The organism is Streptomyces sp. NBC_00669, assembly GCF_036226785.1.
Taxonomy (GTDB): Bacteria; Actinomycetota; Actinomycetes; order Streptomycetales; family Streptomycetaceae; genus Actinacidiphila.
Genome location: NZ_CP109018.1, coordinates 47,832 through 65,369, shown reverse-complemented (window position 1 = coordinate 65,369; position 17,538 = coordinate 47,832). Strand labels below are relative to the sequence as shown.

The following is a 17,538-nucleotide window of genomic DNA, read 5'->3' as shown; positions in this document are numbered from 1 at the left end:
CGTGGCGGGGACGGCCTTCGCGTGGACGGCCGTGGCGGGGACGGTGCCCCGGGGGGCGGCGCTCACGACTCCTCCGCTCCGCTCGCCCACAGCCCCCGGACATGGCCGATGTGACGGAGCATCAGCTCCTCGGCGGCCGGCGCGTCGCGCGCCTCCACGAGGTCCATCAACGCGTGGTGCTCCGCCGCCGACGCGTTCAGCCGGCCGCTGCGCAGCAGCGGTGCCAGGCCGAGCAACCGGGTCCGGGTCCGCAGGTCGGACACCACGTCCACCAGGTGCCGGTTGCCGCTGTAGCCGAGCAGGGCCAGGTGGAAGACGTGGTCCGCCCGGACGTAGCCGACCAGGTCGCCGCGGTCGACCGCGTCCACGATGGCCTGGGCCAGCTCCCGCAGTGCGGCGAAGTCCGCCTCGGGGATCACCGGGACGCAGGCGCGTACCGTCGGCGGCTCGATGAGCAGCCGCACCGCCGCCAGGTTGTCGAGGTCCTGCTCGGACACCTCGGTGATCCGGAAGCCCTTGTTCGGCTGGGCCACGACCAGACCCTCCTTGGCCAGGTCCAGCATCGCCTCCCGGACGGGCGTGGACGACACGCCGAAGCGCGCGCCGAGGGTGGGCGCGGAGTAGACCGCGCCCGGTTCCAGCTCGCCGGAGATGACCGCGGCGCGCAGCGCGTCGCGGACGCGTTCGCGCAGCGTCTCGCGCTGGCCGAGGCTCCGCAGGTTCGGGGAGGACGGCACGTTCACAGCAGGAACCCCGCGGGGAAGGGGTCGCTCGGGTCGAGGTGGAACTGCGAGGTGCCGGTGACCCAGGCGCGTCCGGTGATGGCGGGCAGCACCGCGGGGTGCGGCCCGACGGTGGTCTCGCCGAGCAGGCGCCCGGTGAAGCGGGTACCGATGAAGGACTCGTTCACGAACTCCTGCCCGACGCCGAGTTCGCCGCGGGCGTGCAGCTGCGCCATCCGCGCGCTGGTGCCGGTGCCGCACGGCGAGCGGTCGAACCAGCCCGGGTGGATGGCCATGGCATGCCGCGACAGCTCGGCGGTCGAGCCGGGGGCCTTGAGGTAGACGTGGTGGCAGCCGGAGATGTCGTCGCGTTCCGGGTGCACCGGCCGGTCGGCGTCGTTCACGGCGGCCATGACCGCCAGCCCGGCATCGAGCAGGTCGCCGGCCCTGGCCCGGTCGAACGGCAGCCCGAGGTCGGCGAGTTCGACGATCGCGTAGAAGTTGCCGCCGAAGGCGAGGTCGTAGCGCACCTCGCCGTAGCCGGGCACCCGCACGGTGGCGTCCAGCGCGTGGGCGTACGACGGGACGTTCTCGATGGTGACCGCCGTGGCCGCGCCGTCCTCGACCGCCACGGAGGCGGTGACGAGGCCGGCGGGGGTGTCCAGCCGGATGGTGGTCACCGGCTCGACCACCGGCACCATCCCGGTCTCGACCAGGACGGTGGCCACGCCGATGGTGCCGTGGCCGCACATCGGCAGCAGGCCGGAGACCTCGATGAACAGCACGCCGTAGTCCGCGTCCGGGCGGGTCGGCGGCTGGAGGATCGCCCCGCTCATCGCGCCGTGCCCGCGCGGCTCGTACATCAGCAGCGTGCGGACGTCGTCGCTGTTGGCCATGAACCAGCGCCGCCGTTCGGCCATGGTGGCCCCGGGGATCGTGCCGACGCCGCCGACGACGACCCGCGTGGGCATGCCCTCGGTGTGCGAGTCGACGGCGTGGAAGGTGCGGCGGGACCTCACTTGTAGCCCTTGGCGAGGACCGCCTCGGTGTCGGCGGTGATCCGGGCGATCAGCTCGGGCGCCAGCGGCAGCCGCGGCGGCCGGCAGGCGCCGCCCTTGAGACCCGCGATGTCCATCGACAGCTTGATCGACTGCACGAACTCGATCTTGGAGTCCCAGCGCAGCAGCGGATGCAGGTCGCGGTAGACCGGCAGCGCCCGGGCGAGGTCGGCGGGGTCGCCGGAGGTGGCGAGCCGGTAGAGCTCGACGGTGTCCTGCGGGATCAGGTTGGGGTAGCCGGCGATCCAGCCGACCGCGCCGGCCATGCCCAGTTCGAGCAGCACGTCGTCGGCGCCGACGAGGATGTCCAGGCCCGGCGCCAGCTCGTTGATCTGGTACGCCCGGCGGACGTCACCGGTGAACTCCTTGACCCCCACGATCGTGCCCTCGGCGTGCAACTCGGCGAGCAGTTCGGGGGTGAGGTCGACCTTGGTGTCGATCGGGTTGTTGTACGCCACCACCGGCAGACCGACCTTGGCGACCTCGCGGTAGTGCTGCACCACCGCCTCCCGCTCCGCCCGGTAGGCGTTGGGCGGCAGCAGCAGCAGGGAGGTGGCCCCGGCGGCGGCGGCCTGCTCGGCCCAGCGGCGCGCCTCCAGCGCGCCGTACGCCGCCACCCCCGGCATGACCCCGAACCCGTCGGGCGCGGCCGCGACCGCGGTCTCGACGACGCGGGCCCGCTCCTCCGGGGTCAGCGTCTGGTACTCGCCCAGCGAACCGTTGGGCGTCACCCCGTCGCAGCCGCCGGCCGCCAGGAAGCGGACGTGCTCGGCGTAGGCGTCGTAGTCCACCGACAGGTCGGCGTGGAAGGGCAGGGCCGTGGCGACGTGGACCCCGTGCCAGGGCTTCGTGGAACCGGTCATGCGGTGACTCCTCCTCCTGCGTCGCGCACCATCTGGCCGAGCCGGGTGAACACCCGCTCGTCTTCGCGGACGCCGTCGTGTTCGTACTCGTTGGTGATCCAGGTCTGGAGGTTGCCGACCCGGGCCGCGGTCTCCAGTTGCAGTCCGGCGTCCACGTACATGTCGTCGTGGTAGACGGCGGCGGCGACCGGGACCTCGTTTGCGGCCAGCCGCTCCGGGTCGTACAGCGGCGGCCAGCTCTCCCGCTCGGCCAGCAGTTCCACCGCCCCGCGGAACGGGCGCAGTTCGCTGATCTCCTCGAACATCCAGGGGTAGATCATCTCGCCGGTGAACAGCAGCGGCCTGGCGTCCTCGGCGAACCGCGGGTGCCGCGGCAGCTCGGCCTGCGCCGCCCATCCGGTCGGGCCGGGCCCATGGGCGTAGACGCTCTCCTGGAGGGCCGCGTAGAGCGGGTTGTCGCTGTAGGAGGTCCTGGCCAGCACCTGGTGCAGGAAGGTCGCCGACAACTCGTCGCCGCTCCACGCCTCGTCGAGCAGCCAGTGCAGACGCTCGTGGCCGGGCTTCATCCCGAGGTCGACGCCCAGCGACTGCATCCGCCGGACGGTCAGCACGTCGCCGTCGGGCAGCCGCACCCCGCCCTCGGCCAGCCGGTCGGCGATCCGGGCGACCCGCTCGGCCGCGTGCGGGTAACGCCGGTGGAAGATCGCGTTCTTGGCCTCCACCCGCGGATAGGTGCGCCGGTAGACCTCGGCCGCCGACGGGTCGAGGGCCGGCAGCCCGCCCGTGACGTAGCAACTGCTCAGCCCCTCGGGGGCCCGCGACAGGTACGTCATGGTGAGGAAGCCGCCATAGGACTGGCCGAGCGTGGACCAGCGCCGGCCGCCGTAGAGGGTCCGGCGCAGGTGCTCGTGGTCGGCCACGATGGCGTCGGCCCGGAAGCAGGCGAGGAAGTCCGCGCCCTCGCGGGCGGTCGCGAACGCGCTCATCCGGCGGCCGTCGATCCGGGTGCTGCGGCCGGTGCCGCGCTGGTCGGCCAGCACCACCCGGTGCGTCCCCAGCGCCACGCCGAGCCAGCCGCTCCGGTCCAGCGGGCGCGGTGCCTTCCCGCCCGGGCCGCCCTGGAGGTAGACGAGGCAGGGCAGGTCCTCGCCGGCCCGAGCCGGATCGACGAGCTCGCGGACGAACAGCTGGATCGTGCCGCGCCCGGGGTCGGACCAGTCCAGCGGCACGTCGACGAACTGCTCGCGCACCCGCATGCCGGGAATGGTGTACGTGATGGCGCCGCTCATGCGGTGGCAGCCCTCCTTCGGCGTTCCCGTCCGGGACGACGGCTCTGACCTGCGCAGACGTCATACGACGCACAAGTAGTATGTGGTATTGCACTGACCATAGAGCCTCGACCCGGCTCGTGGCAACGGTCAGGGCGACGGCGAGGCGTACGGCGGATGCCGCGGCGGGCGGAACCCCCGGGCCAACGGTGCGCGGTTGTCGGTGCGCGGTTGCCGGGCCCACGCGGCGGGTACGGCGCGGGTGCGCATCGGACGAAGGTGCACAGCGAACGCAACGGGGTGGGGCGATGAAGGACCGGCCTTCCCGGAAGGGCGGCCGGCTGCTGGACGTGTTCTCGCAGCGGCGGAGGATGGCGAAGTACACCGCCCGGGGGCGCAGATGAGGGGCGCCCCGAGCCGGAACGCGTCGTTGCCGGCCCACCACACGAGGACGTCGGTGCCGCCGACGGGTCCGTACGGCGGCTGAGGCCCTCCACCGGCGGCGCCCCGCGCACCCGGCCGCCGCCGGCCTTCCCGCAGCGGCCGTCTACGCTCGCGCCATGCAGCGCAGCGACGTCACGCGGGACGACGGCACCTGGGTGGGGCTGTCCCTGGATGTACGGGATCGCGACCTGCCGGGGCTGCGCGTGTTCAGCGCCGGGACGCGGCTGCTGGTTGCCCAGCGGTCGCGGCCCGTGCTGCTCGCCGTCGTCCAGGAGCGGTTCCAGGGTGTGGACTTCTGGCGCACCGACGCGTACCGCTCCTTCGTCCCGCCGCTGCGCGCCGATACGGGGCGCGCCCTGGCGGGCCGTCCCGAACGGTGGGCCCACCGCTTCGCGCGGTACCTCGCCGACGCGGCGGACAGCCCGCTGCACGAGGGCAGATGGCTGCTGTCGAGCGAAAGTCCGCTGCTGCGGTGGCGCCATCCGGGCGTCTCGCACGCCCGGTACTGGGGTTCGGTGCTCGTCGACGGCCATCCCGACGGGTACATCGACTGGTTCGTCCACTCCGGCTCGTGGGAGGTCCTCCCGCTGCGGCCGATGCCCGGCGCCGAGGACAGCCGGGTCAAGGCGTACCGCAAGCAGGCCCGTGAAGGGACGCTGCCACCCGTCCTGCTGTGGTGGGTCAGCGGCCTGGACTGCCACCTGATCCTGGACGGTCACGCGCGGCTGGCCGCGGCCGTCGCCGAGTCCGTCGAGCCCGCGCTGCTGCACGTGCACCGCACGGTGCCCCGCGACGACCTGGCCGCGCGTACCGACGAGGCCGTGGACTCCTACGCGTCCGAACTGGCCCGCTTCGCCGAACTGCGCGCCGTCCACGGCCCCGCGGTCCCGGACGGCGCCGCCACCGCCGGCCAGCGGCTCGCCCGCCACCTGCACGAGCTGCACACCGCGCACCAGCCGACCTGGGCGTGGCCCCTGCCCGGCGGGGAGACGCGGTGGCGTCGCCTCGCACGCGAGGCAACCGCGGGCCGGGAGTGGCCCGTTGCCTGAGGAGCGGACGCACCGGGGCCATGACGCGCGGCCGAAGAGCGCGGTTCAGCGCCACGACGCGCAGCCGAAGAGCACCCCGGCGGCACCGCGTCGCCCGACCTGCGGCCGTCGATGACCCGCACCGCGCTGGTCCTCGCGCGTCGGGCGCAGGACGGCACGCGCGCCTGCCGAGGTGTATGGCAGTGCGGCGACCGGCACCTCTGGTTGGGCTGGAGCAGATCGCCCTGACGAGGCGTGGGAGATCTGCCCGTACCCCGACCGCTTCGGCGCCCGAGCGGGTGCCTTGCCCGCCGCCGGCCGGTGACGTGGGCGTCGCCGGTGATGCGGTGGCGTCGTACCCGCCGGCCCCGGCGGCACCCGGGGGTACCGGGGGCCGCCGGGGCGGGGGCGGTCAGCCGTTGGGGAGGATGACCGCGCGGCCGTTGACCGTGCCGGCGTGCAGCCGCTCGTACGCGCGCGGCGCCTCGTCCAGGGAGAAGGTCTCCGTGTGGACGGAGACCGCGCCGGCGCGGGCGAGGGCCAGCACCTCCTGGAGCTCCGAGCGGCTGCCCCAGTACGGAGCGCTGACCGAGACCTCGAACGGCATCGCGCCGAACCCGACCGGCAGCGTGCCGCCGCCGATGCCCACGAGGGACACCTCGGCCTCCACCCCGGCCACGGCCCCGGCGATCCGGACGGTGGGCGGGGCTCCGACGAAGTCGAAGACCGCCTGCGCGCCCAGCCCGCCGGTCAACTCGCGGACGGTGGCGGGCGCGTCGTCGTCGGAGAGCACCGCCTCGTGGGCGCCGACCCGGCGGGCCAGCCGCAGCTTGTCCTCGCTGACGTCCAGAGCGACGATCCGGGCCGGGCTCAGCGCCCGCAGCAGCTGGATCGCGGTGTGCCCGAGGCCGCCGGTGCCGATGACGACGGCGGTGGAGCCCGGAACCAGCTTCGGCAGCGCCCGCTTGATGGCGTGATACGGCGTCAGGCCGGCGTCGGTCAGTGGCACCGCGGCCACCGGGTCGAGCCCCTCCAGCGGGACGAGGTGGCGCGGGTCGTCGACGAGAAGGTACTCGGCGATCGCGCCGGGCGCGCCCAGGCCCGGCGGGCGGATGCCCAGCTCGTCGGCGCGCAGGCAGTAGTTCTCCTTGCCCTCGGCGCACTTGGCGCACCGGCCGCAGCCCCACGGGCCGTAGACGGCGACGGCGTCGCCCTCGCGGACCCCGGTCGTGCCGGCGCCGAGCGCGGCGACCGTGCCGACGCCCTCGTGGCCGAGGGTGAGCGGCAGCGCGTACGGGAAGCTGTCCGCGGGCCAGCTCATGACGGCGATGTCGCTGTGGCACACGCCGGCGGCGGTGACCTTCAGCAGCACCTGGCCGGGACCGGGCTCGGGGTCCGGCACGGTCACCACCTCGGGGGCGGCGCCGATGGTGCGGTATTGCAGTGCCTTCACGGTGATCTCCTCTCCGAGGGTCAGACGGCGGTGTAGGCGCCGTCGACCAGGTGGTAGCTGCCGGTGACGAACGAGGCGCGGTCCGAGAGCAGGAACGCGATCAGCTCCGCGACCTCCTCGGGCCGGCCCAGCCGCCCCGCCGGGTGCAGCGCGACCAGCGCGGCCCGGGCCTGCTCGTCCATCCGGTTCAGCAGCGGGGTCTCGATGAAGCCGGGGCCGACCGCGTTGACCCGGATGCCCCGGGCGGAGTACTCGGCGGCGGCGGTCTTGGTCAGCCCGACCACGCCGTGCTTGGCGGCCACGTAAGCGGGCGAGCCGGCGAAGCCGACGGAACCGAGGATGGAGGCCACGTTGACGATGGCGCCGCCGCGGCCGGCGGCCTCGATGGCGGGCAGCTCGTGGCGCAGGCAGTAGAAGACGCCGTCGAGGTTGGTGCGGATGACCCGGTCGTACTCCGCGATGTCGTACGCCCCGGTGGGCGCGCTCGGGCCGCCGATCCCGGCGTTGTTCACGGCGAGGTCGAGGCCGCCGAAGGTCTCGACGGCGAAGCGGACGGCCGCCTCGGCCGAGTCCGGCCGGGTGACGTCCAGCGCGGTCGCCGCGGCCTGCCGCCCCTCGGCGGTCAGTTCGGCGGCGGCCTTCTCGGCGCCCGGGACGTCGAAGTCGGCGATGACGACCCGTGCGCCGCCGGCGGCCAGCCGCCGGGCGGTGGCCAGGCCGATGCCGGACGCGGCCCCGGTGACCAGGGCGGTGCGGCCCGCGAACTCGGCCGCGTCGGCGGCGGGAGCGGGGGAGGGGGTGGTGGTGCGGGAGGTGGTGCTCATGGTGGTCTCACTCATCGGTAGTGCGTGGTTCCTCGGTGGTGCGGTGGGAGGCCGCGGAGGCGACTTCCCAGGACAGGGCGTCGTACGCCCGTTCCACGAGGTCGGCGAGTTCGGTGCCGGCCCCGTCCTGGTGGTCAGGACCGCGCGCCCAGGCGCGCAGCCCCGCGGTCAGCACGCCCGCCGCGGCCTCCACGACGACGGCCGGGCGCAGGTCCCGGAGGTCGTCGGTGCCGAGGCGGTCGGCGATGATCCGGGTCGACTCGTCCTGGGCGTCGACCCGGATGCGCTCGTACGCGGCGAACAAGGTGGGCTCCTGGTCGAGGAGGCCGATGATCCGGCGCATCTGCGGGCGCAGGTGCGCCGCGGGCGTGTGCGGGTCGGCCAGCCAGGCGCGGACGGCCCGGCGGTAGGCCAGCAGCGGCGGTTCGCCGGCCGGCCGGGCGCGCAGCGCCGCGTTGATCCGCTCGCCGTCGTCGCGGACGAAGCCGAGGGCCGCGTCCTCCTTGCCGGTGAAGTATCGGCTGAAGGTGCGCCGCGTGACGTCCGCGCGTTCGGCTATCGCCTCCACCGTGGTGGCGGCCAGACCCCGTTCCAGGATCAGCTCGACGGCGGCGGTGGCGAGCGCCCTGCGGGTGCGGCGCGCCCGCAGCAGCCGCCGGTCCGCCACGGCGGTGCCACTCGGTACTGCTTCCTCGGCGTCCATGCCTTCGACCGTACGTCCGGATGTCCCGGTGGGACATATTTCCCGATGAGACATATGTCCCACCGGGACATCTGAGAGCTGTCGCGGTCGCGCGGGGCGCCCGGGAAGCCGATACCGCCTGGACGTCAGGCGCCGTGAACGGCCTCCGCTGCCCGTCCGTCGCCCCGCCCGCACACCAGAGCGCGCGTCCCCGCTCCGGTGGCGCGGCCCAGGTGTGTCCGCCGCGCAGCCGGGAAGACGGGTCGTCGCGCGGCTGCCGAGGTCTGCCGGATGCCGCTGTTCGGGTGGTGTGCGGCGCGGCGGCGGTCCGCGCCGGAGGCCGGTCCGGCCGGGCTTCGAGAATGGACGGCACGGCGGGAGCGGGCGTCAACGGCGGGAGGCGGCGGGCATGGTGCGCACAGCGGTGACCGAGGTCGCGGCGTGGTGGGTCGTCATGGTCGCGCTCACGGTGGTGCTGATCAGCTCGGTCGGACCTGTCGAGCTGGCGGTCGCCGCCGTGGCCGGGCTCGGCGCGGCGTTCGCGGCCCGGCGGATCAGGCGGGCGGTACGGCTCGGGCGGCCGCGCGGCCGCGGAGCTCCCCGCGCGCTGGCGGTACTGCCCTGGTCGCTCGTCCGCGGCGCCGCCGTGCTGGCCCGCGACACGTGTGCCGGCGGGAGGCGGTCGGGCGCGGTGCGCCGGGTCGTGCTGCGTCCGGGCACCGGAGCCGGTTGGGCGGGGCTGCTGCTGGGCGCTTCCGCGGACACGTGCGTCCTGGGGACCGGCGAGGGCGGCGACGAGGAGAGCGCGGAGAACGGCGGGAACGGCGACGGCCCCGCCCCCGGGGTGCGGGTGCATGCCCTGCGCCCCGAACCCGGCGTGATGGAACGCGCGTTCGGCGGTCCAGGCGGCCCGGGCGGTCCGCGGTGAACGCGTGGACGGCCGCGGCCCTCGTGCTGCTCGCCGGCGCCGGCCCCGCGTGCCTGTGGGTCGCCGCGTCCGGCTCCCCGGTGCGGCGGCTCGTCGCCCTGTCGTCGCTCTCCACGGTGGTGGGCGCGGTGTTCCTCGTCCTGCCGCAGGGCTACGACCGGTCGTCGTACCAGGACCTGGCGCTGGTGCTGGCGGTGCTGGCACCGGCCGGGACGCTCGTCTTCGCCCGTTTCGTCGCGGGGGAGGGGAGCGACGCCCCCGTGGAGGAGCGGCACCGATCCAGCGACTGAGAGGACAGCAGGACATGGTGGGACTTCGGTACGACACGTCCGCGGTGAACCGCGGATGACCGCCGGTCACGTGGTGGCCCTGGCGCTGCTGTGGGCGGGCGTGGCCTGCGTGCTCCTGTCGGCGCTGGCCCTGGTACGGCTGAAGGGAACGTTGATGCGCCTGCACGCGCTGGCCGTCTCGTCCTGCCTGGGCGTTCCGCTGATCGCGCTCGCCGTCGCGGTCCAGCAGGGCCCCGGACGCGCGGCGGTCAAGACCCTGCTGATCGGGCTGCTGTTCGCGGCCGGCGGCACGGCCGGCACGATCGCCGTCGGGAAGGCCGCGTGGGAGTCCGGCGAGGGGGAGCAGCGGTGAACACCGCACTCATCGGCGTCGCGCTCGGCTTCGTGGTGGTGGCCGCCACGCTGGCGGTGCTGTGCCGCGAGCCCGTGCGGCAGGCGGTGCTGCTGGGCGTCCTCGGACTCGGCCTGGCCGTGCTGTTCGCCGTGCTGCAGGCACCCGACGTGGCGCTGTCGCAACTGGCGGTCGGCACCGTGCTCACACCGCTGCTCATCCTGCTGACGGTCCGCAAGGTCAGACGCCGCTCGGTGGCCGACGCCGCGAAGCCCGCCGGCGGCGGGTCCGGGCCCTGCGACCAGGGCCCGCGGGGCGGGACCGGGTCGTGAGTCCCCGGGCACGTCTGCTGCTGTTCCTGGTCTCCGCCGCGGTGATCGGCGTCTACTTCACCCTGTCCTGCCGGGAACTCCCGTCGTTCGGCGGAGCCTCGCACCCCTACGGCGAGCGCGCGGTGGCCGCGGCGCTCGCCCACCGCACCGCCAACGTCGTCTCGTCGGTCAACTTCGACCTGCGCGCCTTCGACACCCTCGGCGAGGAGTCGATCCTCTTCTGCACGGTACTCGGGGCGACCTTGCTCCTGCGTCTCGCCCGCGACGAACGCCAGCACGCCGCCGCGTCGGAGACCGTCCTGCCCACCACCCGGCTGCTGGGAGCCGTGCTGCTGCCGGTGACCGTGGTGGTCGGGGTGTACATCGTCGCCCACGGCCAGCTCAGCCCCGGCGGCGGGTTCCAGGGCGGGGTGGTGCTGGCCACCGCGCTCCACCTGGGCTATGTCGCCGCCGACTACCGCGTGTTGCAGCGGCTGCGACCGCTGGTCGTCCTGGACATCGCCGACTCGCTCGCGGCGGCGTCCTTCACCGCGATGGGCGTGGCCGGGCTGGCCGCGGGCGGCGCGTTCCTGAAGAACGTCCTGCCGCTGGGCACCTTCAACAAGATCACCTCGGGAGGCATGGTGCCGCTGTTCAACGCGGCGGTCGGCGTCGAGGTGGCCTCCGGGGTGATCGTGCTGCTCGCGCACTTCCTCGACCAGGCCGTCGAGGTCACCGGGACCGGTACACAGGAGGAGGACGCCTGATGGGCGTGTGGCCCTACCTGGCCGCGGGCTGGATTCTGCTCGTGGCCCTCTACGGACTGGTGACCAGCCGGAACCTGATCCACGCGATCGGCTGCCTGGCCGTCGCCCAGTCCTCGACGTACGTCCTGCTGCTCGCCGTGGGCTACCGCGACCACGGCACCGCCCCGGTGTTCTCCGACCTCCGACCCGGCTCGCGCCCGGTGGTGGACCCGATCGTCCAGGCCCTCGCCCTCACCGACATCGTCGTCGGCGCGACGGTCACCGCCCTGCTGCTCGCCCTCACGATCCAGCTGCGCAAGCGGCACGGAACCGTCGATCCCGAGTCGCTGACCGCGCTGAGGGGCTGACGGTGTGACGGACGCGACCCTGCTGCCGCTGGCAGTGGCGATCCCGCTGCTCGGCGCGCCCCTGCTGGCCGTCGCGGGCCGGGTACTGCCGCGCACCGGCTGCGACGTCCTGGCCACCGGCGCCGCCGCGGCCGACGTGGTGTGCCTGGCGCTGCTGTGGTCGCACATCCAGGGCGTCGCCGTCACACCGGTCGGCGGCTGGCCGGCGCAGATCGGCATCGTGCTCGCCGCGGACCGGGTCGGCGCGGGCCTGGCTCTCCTCGCGTCATGTCTGGTGCTGGCGGTCCTGGCCTACTCCTGGCGGTACTTCGACGAGCCGCGAGGTGAACGCGCGGGCCTGTTCCCCGCGATGGTGCTGACCTTCCAGGCCGGCATGGTCGGCTTCGCCCTGACCGGCGACCTGTTCAACGCCTTCGTGTTCTTCGAGTTGATGGGCGCCGCCGGATACGCCCTGACCGGCTACCGCATCGAGGACCCGCGCCCGCTCCAGGGCGCCCTCACCTTCGGGATCGTCAACTCCCTCGCCGCGTACTGCTCGCTGCTGGGCATCGGGCTGCTCTACGCCCGCACCGGGCAGCTGAACCTCGCCGCGATGGGCCGGGCGATGGGGGAGCACCGGACCGACCTGCTGGTCGTGGTCTCCTTCGTGCTCGTGGTCACCGCCATGCTGGTCAAGGCCGCGGTGGTGCCGTTCCACTTCTGGCTGCCCGACGCGCACGCCGTCGCCCCGACCCCGGTGTGCATGCTGCTGTCCGGCGCGATGGTCGAGCTGGGCGCCTACGGGATCGGGCGCGTGTACTGGACGGTCTTCTCCGGTCCTGGCGGCATCCCGCACGACGCGTTCCGCCACACCTTCACCGCGCTGGGCGTGCTCACCGCGCTCGTCGGCGCCGCGATGTGCTGGCAGCAGCGGCACCTCAAGCGCATGCTCGCGTACTCGACCGTGGGCCATGTCGGGCTGTTCATGGTGGGCATCGCGCTGCTCACCCCCGGCGGCGTGGCCGGCGCCGCCGTCTACGTGGCCGCGCACGGCTGCGCGAAGGCGGCGCTGTTCGGCCTGACCGGTGTGCTCCTGGACCGCTACGGCTCCGTCGACGAGCACGGCCTGTACGGTCGGGCGCGCGATCTGCGGCTGCTGGGCGTGCTGTTCGTGCTGGGCGCGCTCGCGCTGGCCGGGCTGCCGCCGTTCGGCACCGGGCTGGGCAAGGCCCTCGGCGAGGCCGCGGCCGGCCACAGCCAGGCGTGGCTCCCGGCCGTGTACGTCCTCACGTCCGCGCTGACCGGGGGAGCGCTGCTCCGGGCGGCCCTGCGGATCTTCTGGGGCGCCGGACCGGTTCCGCACAGCCGGCCCGGCGAGGCCGAGACCAGCGGAGAGGGCGAGGAACCCGAAGTCAGGGAGCCCGGGCGGGCGCTGCCGCCGATGATGGTGGCGGTGCCCGCCCTCCTGCTCGCCCTGTGCGCCGTGGTCGGCTGCCTGCCTGCCGTGGCGCGCTCGCTCGCCCGCGGCGCCGCCGTCTTCACCGACCCCGCCGTCTACCGTGCCGCCGTCCTCGGTCCCGCCGTCGCGCACCGGGCGGTGCTGCCGCACGTCGCGTCGGCGTGGACCGCCGAGGGGCTGCTGCTGGGCGGCGGGTCGGCCGCCGCCGCGGCCGCGTTCGCGGTCCTCGCGGTGCTGCGCCCCGTCCGGCTGCCCTTGCACCGGGGGGTGCGCGCCTTGGTGACCGGGCTGCGGCGGCTGCACTCCGGGCACCTGGGCGACTACGTCGCGTGGCTCGCCCTCGGTGTCGCCGCCCTGTGCGCCGCGTTCGGCGCGCAGACCTGATCCGGCGCGCAGACCTGATCCGGCGCGCAGACCTGAGGGGGCGGTAGCCCCGGCGTCAACGCGTCATCACGTGCGCGGATCACCGCGCGGCGCACGCCGGGCCGGACCCGCCCGGGCAGGCTCGGGCCAAGCAGGCTCAGGCCGGGCGGGTCACCGCTTGCAGGACGGTGCGGTTGAAGGCCGGCAGGTCGTCGGGCTTACGACTCGTGATGAGGGCGTTGGGGCCCGCCGTGCACACCTTCACCTCCTCGTCCACCCAGGTCGCGCCCGCGTTGCGCAGGTCCGTCCGCAGGCTCGGCCACGAGGTGAGCGTCCGGCCACGGACCGTGTCCGCCTCGACCAGGGTCCACGGGGCGTGGCAGATCGCCGCGACCGGCTTGCCGGCGGCGAAGAACCCGCGTACGAGGTCGAGCGCCTTGGCGTCCTGGCGCAGCGCGTCCGGGTTGGCGACGCCGCCGGGCAGGACCAGCACGTCGAAGTCCGCCGCGGAAGCCTCGTCCACGGCGAGGTCGGCCGGGAAGGTGTCGGCCTTGTCCAGGTGGTGGAACGCCTGGACCTCGCCTGCCTCGGGGGTGATCAGTGACGGCGTCACGCCCGCGTCGGACAGCGCCTGCCAGGGGGAGGTCAGCTCCACCTGCTCGACGCCCTCGGTCGCGGTCAGGAATGCGGCTCGCACGACATCACGTCCTCTCGTTGCCGGAGCCCCGTTCGAAACGTTCACGCTGCGGCTACCCGTCGCCGTGCAGCGAAAACGGCATCCGCGCCCCGGCGTCCCGTCGCCTGCCCACCGCGAGGCGTACTCGGCTCCCGCCCGCCGGGGCGCTCGTGGCTCAGCCCTCCGGGGTGTCGTCGCCGTGGCTGCGGACGATCTCCTTCATCTTGGCGACCGCGAAGCCCCAGCCCTGCTCGACGGTGGGCTTGGCGGGGACGGCGATCTCGTCGGGGTTGGTGACGACATCGAGCAGCACGGGGCCGCGCACGTCCAGCGCGGTGCGCACCGCCTCGTCGAGTTCGGCGGGGTCGGTGACGCGGATGCCGGTGAGTCCCAGGGCGGTCGCGACCGCGGCGAAGTCGGGGTTGTCCAGGACGGTGCCGAACTCGGGCAGGCCGGACTGCTCCTGTTCGAGTTTCACCATGCCCAGGCGGCGGTTGTCGAAGACGACGAGCGTCACCGGAAGGTCGTAGGTCCTGAGCGTCATCAGGTCGCCGAGCAGCATGCTCAGGCCGCCGTCGCCGCAGAACGCGACGACCTGCCGGTCGCGGTCCAGGAATTGCGCGCCGAGCGCGTGCGGCATGGCGTTGGCCATCGAGCCGAGGTTGTAGGAGCCCAGCAGGCGGCGCGTGCCGCGCATCTCCACGAACCGGGAGAGCCAGACCGTGGCCATGCCGGTGTCGGAGGTGAAGACGGCGTCGTCGGCGGCGTACCGGTCGACCGCGGCGGCCAGCGCCTCGGGGCGGATGTCGTGGGCGCGGTTGTCCAGCGCCGAACGGACCCGTCCGATCAGCCCCTTGTCGTGGCCGGGCGCGGCCAGCCGGTCCTGGCCCTCGCGCCAGGAGGCGAAGTGCCGCACGGACTTCTCCAGGTGCCCTCGGTCACGGCCGCCGTCGGGGGCCGGAGCGGACAGGTGGGCGAGCAGGTCGCGGACCGTCGCGCCGACGTCGCCGACCAGGCCGATCTCCACCGGCACCCGGCGCCCGATGTGGGTCGGCTCGGTGTCGACCTGGACGACCGTGCGGCCCTCGGGATACCAGTCGCGGTACGGGAAGTCGGTGCCCAGCAGCAGGAGGGTGTCGGCGTCCTGGAGCGCGGCGGCCGCGGCGGGGTTGCCGATCAGGCCGGTCTGGCCGACCTGGAAGGGGTTGTCGCCCTCGAAGCCCTCCTTGGCCTTCAAGGTGAGCACCATCGGCGCGGCCAGCCGGTCGGCGAGCGCGAGTACCTGGTCGCGGGCCTCACGCGCGCCGCGCCCGACCAGCAGGGTGACCCGCTCCGCCTCCTCCAGCAGGCCGGCGGCCGCGCGCACGGCGTCCTCGTCCGGGCGGGTGGTCGGCGTGGTGACCGAGAAGCGGGACGGCCGGTCGTCGGGGAGTTCCTGCTCGCCGATGTCGCCGGGCACCGTCAGCACCGCGACGCCCTTGCGCCCGAGGGCGTTGCGGACCGCGGTCTCCAGCAGCAGCGGCAGTTGCCCGGGGGAGGTGATCGTGGCGCGGAAGACGGCCACGTCGCTGAAGAGCGCGTCGTTGTCGACCTCCTGGAAGTAGTCGCTGCCCAGCTCCGCCAGCGGCACCTGCCCGGCGATGACCAGCACCGGGGTGTGGCTCTTGGCCGCGTCGTAGAGGCCGTTGAGCAGGTGCACCGAGCCGGGGCCGACCGTGCCCATGCACACCGCGAGCCGCCCGGTGAGCTGGGACTGGGCGCTCGCGGCGAAGGCCGCGGCCTCCTCGTGCCGGCAGCCCACCCACTCCACGCCGTCGGTGGTGCGGATGGCGTCGGTCAACGGGTTCAGGGCGTCGCCTACGACGCCGAAGACCTGGCGCACTTCGAGTTCGGCGAGAGCGTCCACGATGACGCGGGCAACGGTGCGGGCCACGGTTCCTCCAACAGGGGTGGTTGGGACGGCTCAGAAGTGGTCGGGATCGGCGGCGGCCCAGTCGGCGGCCCATGACGCGGGCGGCTCCGCCAGGAGCTGCCCGGGCGACAGCCAGTCGTACAACTCCTCGTAGGAGCGGACGGTGTACGGATCGATCCGCCGCCGCAGCATGTGCGGACGCAGCTGGGACGCGTCGCCGACACCCATGGACGCCATGATCTGCAGCGCGCTGGCCACCGTCGCGGACTGCAGGCGCTGCACGCGCGCCGACTTGTCGCCCACGTCCAGGGCGCGGGCGCGCCGCGGGTCCTGGGTGGTGACGCCGACCGGGCAGGTGTTGGTGTGGCAGCGCTGGGCCTGGATGCACCCGACCGCGAACATCATGGCGCGGGCGGCGTTGCCGTAGTCGGCGCCCTGGAGCATCCGCTTGACGAGGTCGGAGCCGGTGGCGATCTTGCCGCTGGCGCCGATCCGGACCCGGTCCCGCAGCCCGGCGCCGACCAGCGCGTTGTGCACGGTGATCAGACCCTCGGTGAGAGGGGTGCCGATGTGGTCGGCGAACTCCAGCGGCGCCGCGCCGGTGCCTCCTTCAGCGCCGTCGACGATGATGAAGTCCGGCGTGGTGCCCTCCTCGACCATCGCTTTGCAGACGGCCAGGAACTGGCCGCGCGAGCCGACGCAGAGCTTGAATCCGGCCGGTTTGCCACCGGAGAGCTCGCGCATCCGGGCGACGAACCGGACCAGTTCGCGGGGGGTGCCGAACGCCCGGTGGTAGGGCGGCGACACGACGGTCCGCCCCTGCGGGACGTCCCGCACCCGGGCGATCTCCGCGTTGACCTTGGCACCGGGCAGCACGCCCCCGATGCCGGGCTTGGCCCCCTGGGAGAGCTTCAGCGACACGCACTTGACGTTGTCGTGACCGGCCTTGTCGGCGAACTCCCCGGGATCGAAGCCGCCGTCCTTGTCGCGGCAGCCGAAGTAGCCGGTGCCGATCTCCCAGACCAGGTCACCACCGTGCCGCAGGTGGTACTCCGACAGGCCGCCCTCGCCCGTGTCGTGCGCGAACCCGCCTGCCGCCGCTCCCTTGTTGAGGGCCATGACCGCCTGGGCCGACAGAGATCCGAAGCTCATGGCGGAGACGTTCAACAGCGCCATGTCGTACGGCTTGGTGCAGTCCGGGCCGCCGATGCGCACCCGCGGCGGCTCGTCGGGCACCGGGCGCGGGGCCATGGACGGGACGAGGAACTCGTGACCGGTCGCGTAGACGTCCCGCTCGGTGCCGTACGGCTGCTCCGCGTCGGTGCCCTTGGCCCGCTCGTAGACGATGCTGCGGGTGTCACGGTCGAAGGGGCGCCCGTCGAAGTTCCGCTCGATGAAGTACTGCTGGAGCTCCGGACGGATCTTCTCCAGCAGGAAACGGGCGTGGCCGAGGACCGGGTAGTTGCGCAGGACCGAGTGGCGGCGCTGCGACAGGTCGTACAAGCCGAGCAGCCCCAGCGCGGCAAGAGGCACCGTGGCGACCCACCACCACGGACTGGCCGCCACCGCGGCGACGGCCGCGGCAACGGCGGCGAGCAGGGTCAGGGCCACCGCAAGGGATCTCATCACCCCTGCCGCATTACCGCGCAGGTCCTCCGCATGCTGCCCGCCGCGTCAAGTTCCGGTCATGCCCGACGACGTTCGGTCATGCCCGGGCTCGGGCGGCCCGGCCCCGCCGTGACCGCCTCCCGGCGCCCTTCACGGACCGTGTCCGGGCCGACCGATTTTCGTGAGGGACGTGCTTCGATGCGGCCCGGCACGTGTCATTCCCGG

Annotated in this window: 18 protein-coding genes; 8 read left to right on the top strand and 10 right to left on the bottom strand. The window is 74.0% G+C overall.

All coding sequences use genetic code 11. The annotated features are described in order from the left end of the window. Positions 1–62: 62 nt before the first annotated feature. From OG896_RS00310 to OG896_RS00295, 4 genes are read right to left on the bottom strand one after another with little or no spacing between them, the layout of a single operon-like run. Positions 63–743: a GntR family transcriptional regulator gene (locus tag OG896_RS00310; protein ID WP_329361212.1), complete on the bottom strand. Its 681-nt coding sequence runs from the start codon at positions 741–743 to the stop codon at positions 63–65. Further along, positions 740–1,741 carry a proline racemase family protein gene (locus tag OG896_RS00305; RefSeq protein ID WP_329361210.1) on the bottom strand — a complete coding sequence of 334 codons (1,002 nt, stop codon included), beginning with the start codon at positions 1,739–1,741 and terminating at the stop codon, positions 740–742. Before OG896_RS00305 ends, OG896_RS00310 begins: the two co-directional genes overlap by 4 nt. Next, complete coding sequence (locus OG896_RS00300) at positions 1,738–2,643, bottom strand: dihydrodipicolinate synthase family protein (protein WP_329361208.1); 906 nt, start codon at positions 2,641–2,643, stop codon at positions 1,738–1,740. Before OG896_RS00300 ends, OG896_RS00305 begins: the two co-directional genes overlap by 4 nt. Beyond that, positions 2,640–3,932 (bottom strand): alpha/beta fold hydrolase, encoded by a 1,293-nt coding sequence (locus tag OG896_RS00295; RefSeq protein ID WP_329361206.1) that lies wholly within the window; start codon positions 3,930–3,932, stop codon positions 2,640–2,642. Before OG896_RS00295 ends, OG896_RS00300 begins: the two co-directional genes overlap by 4 nt. 539 nt (positions 3,933–4,471) lie before the next feature. Here OG896_RS00295 and OG896_RS00290 point away from each other — a divergent pair. Continuing rightward, positions 4,472–5,404 carry a hypothetical protein gene (locus tag OG896_RS00290; protein ID WP_329361203.1) on the top strand — a complete coding sequence of 311 codons (933 nt, stop codon included), beginning with the start codon at positions 4,472–4,474 and terminating at the stop codon, positions 5,402–5,404. Between the two features lie 391 nt (positions 5,405–5,795). On the opposite strand, the gene OG896_RS00285 is transcribed toward OG896_RS00290, so the two are convergent. Genes OG896_RS00285 through OG896_RS00275 form a run of 3 tightly spaced genes read right to left on the bottom strand, consistent with a single transcriptional unit; the run spans position 5,796 to position 8,363 of the window. Then, the gene (locus OG896_RS00285) at positions 5,796–6,836 is read right to left on the bottom strand and encodes an NAD(P)-dependent alcohol dehydrogenase (protein WP_329361201.1); all 1,041 of its coding nucleotides are present in this window, start codon (positions 6,834–6,836) and stop codon (positions 5,796–5,798) included. Positions 6,837–6,856: 20 nt separating this feature from the next. Then, on the bottom strand, positions 6,857–7,675 hold the full coding sequence (locus tag OG896_RS00280; protein ID WP_443056890.1) for an SDR family NAD(P)-dependent oxidoreductase: 819 nt from the start codon (positions 7,673–7,675) through the stop codon (positions 6,857–6,859). Continuing rightward, complete coding sequence (locus tag OG896_RS00275) at positions 7,668–8,363, bottom strand: TetR family transcriptional regulator (RefSeq protein ID WP_329361199.1); 696 nt, start codon at positions 8,361–8,363, stop codon at positions 7,668–7,670. Before OG896_RS00275 ends, OG896_RS00280 begins: the two co-directional genes overlap by 8 nt. Before the next feature lie 388 nt (positions 8,364–8,751). Here OG896_RS00275 and OG896_RS00270 point away from each other — a divergent pair, with 388 nt between their 5' ends. From OG896_RS00270 to OG896_RS00240, 7 genes are read left to right on the top strand one after another with little or no spacing between them, the layout of a single operon-like run. Beyond that, positions 8,752–9,270 carry a hypothetical protein gene (locus OG896_RS00270; RefSeq protein WP_329361197.1) on the top strand — a complete coding sequence of 173 codons (519 nt, stop codon included), beginning with the start codon at positions 8,752–8,754 and terminating at the stop codon, positions 9,268–9,270. Then, positions 9,267–9,560 carry an MrpF/PhaF family protein gene (locus tag OG896_RS00265; protein WP_329361195.1) on the top strand — a complete coding sequence of 98 codons (294 nt, stop codon included), beginning with the start codon at positions 9,267–9,269 and terminating at the stop codon, positions 9,558–9,560. Before OG896_RS00270 ends, OG896_RS00265 begins: the two co-directional genes overlap by 4 nt. 55 nt (positions 9,561–9,615) lie before the next feature. Further along, a complete protein-coding gene (locus tag OG896_RS00260; protein ID WP_329361193.1) occupies positions 9,616–9,912 on the top strand; it encodes a cation:proton antiporter in 297 nt (98 codons plus the stop codon). Further along, positions 9,909–10,223, top strand: a complete 315-nt coding sequence (locus OG896_RS00255) for a Na(+)/H(+) antiporter subunit B (RefSeq protein WP_329361191.1) — start codon at positions 9,909–9,911, stop codon at positions 10,221–10,223. The genes OG896_RS00260 and OG896_RS00255 overlap by 4 nt, the downstream gene beginning before the upstream one ends. Then, positions 10,220–10,969: an MnhB domain-containing protein gene (locus tag OG896_RS00250; protein WP_402446441.1), complete on the top strand. Its 750-nt coding sequence runs from the start codon at positions 10,220–10,222 to the stop codon at positions 10,967–10,969. Before OG896_RS00255 ends, OG896_RS00250 begins: the two co-directional genes overlap by 4 nt. Next, positions 10,969–11,316 (top strand): sodium:proton antiporter, encoded by a 348-nt coding sequence (locus tag OG896_RS00245; protein ID WP_329361189.1) that lies wholly within the window; start codon positions 10,969–10,971, stop codon positions 11,314–11,316. The genes OG896_RS00250 and OG896_RS00245 overlap by 1 nt, the downstream gene beginning before the upstream one ends. Before the next feature lie 4 nt (positions 11,317–11,320). Next, positions 11,321–13,138 (top strand): complex I subunit 5 family protein, encoded by a 1,818-nt coding sequence (locus tag OG896_RS00240; protein ID WP_329361188.1) that lies wholly within the window; start codon positions 11,321–11,323, stop codon positions 13,136–13,138. A gap of 136 nt (positions 13,139–13,274) precedes the next feature. Here the strand turns inward: OG896_RS00240 and OG896_RS00235 are convergent, their stop codons facing one another. From OG896_RS00235 to OG896_RS00225, 3 genes are all read right to left on the bottom strand, one after another. Continuing rightward, the gene (locus OG896_RS00235; protein WP_329361186.1) at positions 13,275–13,814 is read right to left on the bottom strand and encodes a type 1 glutamine amidotransferase domain-containing protein; all 540 of its coding nucleotides are present in this window, start codon (positions 13,812–13,814) and stop codon (positions 13,275–13,277) included. A gap of 154 nt (positions 13,815–13,968) precedes the next feature. Further along, positions 13,969–15,726 carry a thiamine pyrophosphate-dependent enzyme gene (locus OG896_RS00230; RefSeq protein WP_329361184.1) on the bottom strand — a complete coding sequence of 586 codons (1,758 nt, stop codon included), beginning with the start codon at positions 15,724–15,726 and terminating at the stop codon, positions 13,969–13,971. A gap of 30 nt (positions 15,727–15,756) precedes the next feature. Then, on the bottom strand, positions 15,757–17,331 hold the full coding sequence (locus OG896_RS00225; RefSeq protein WP_329373584.1) for an FMN-binding glutamate synthase family protein: 1,575 nt from the start codon (positions 17,329–17,331) through the stop codon (positions 15,757–15,759). Between the last annotated feature and the right edge of the window lie 207 nt (positions 17,332–17,538).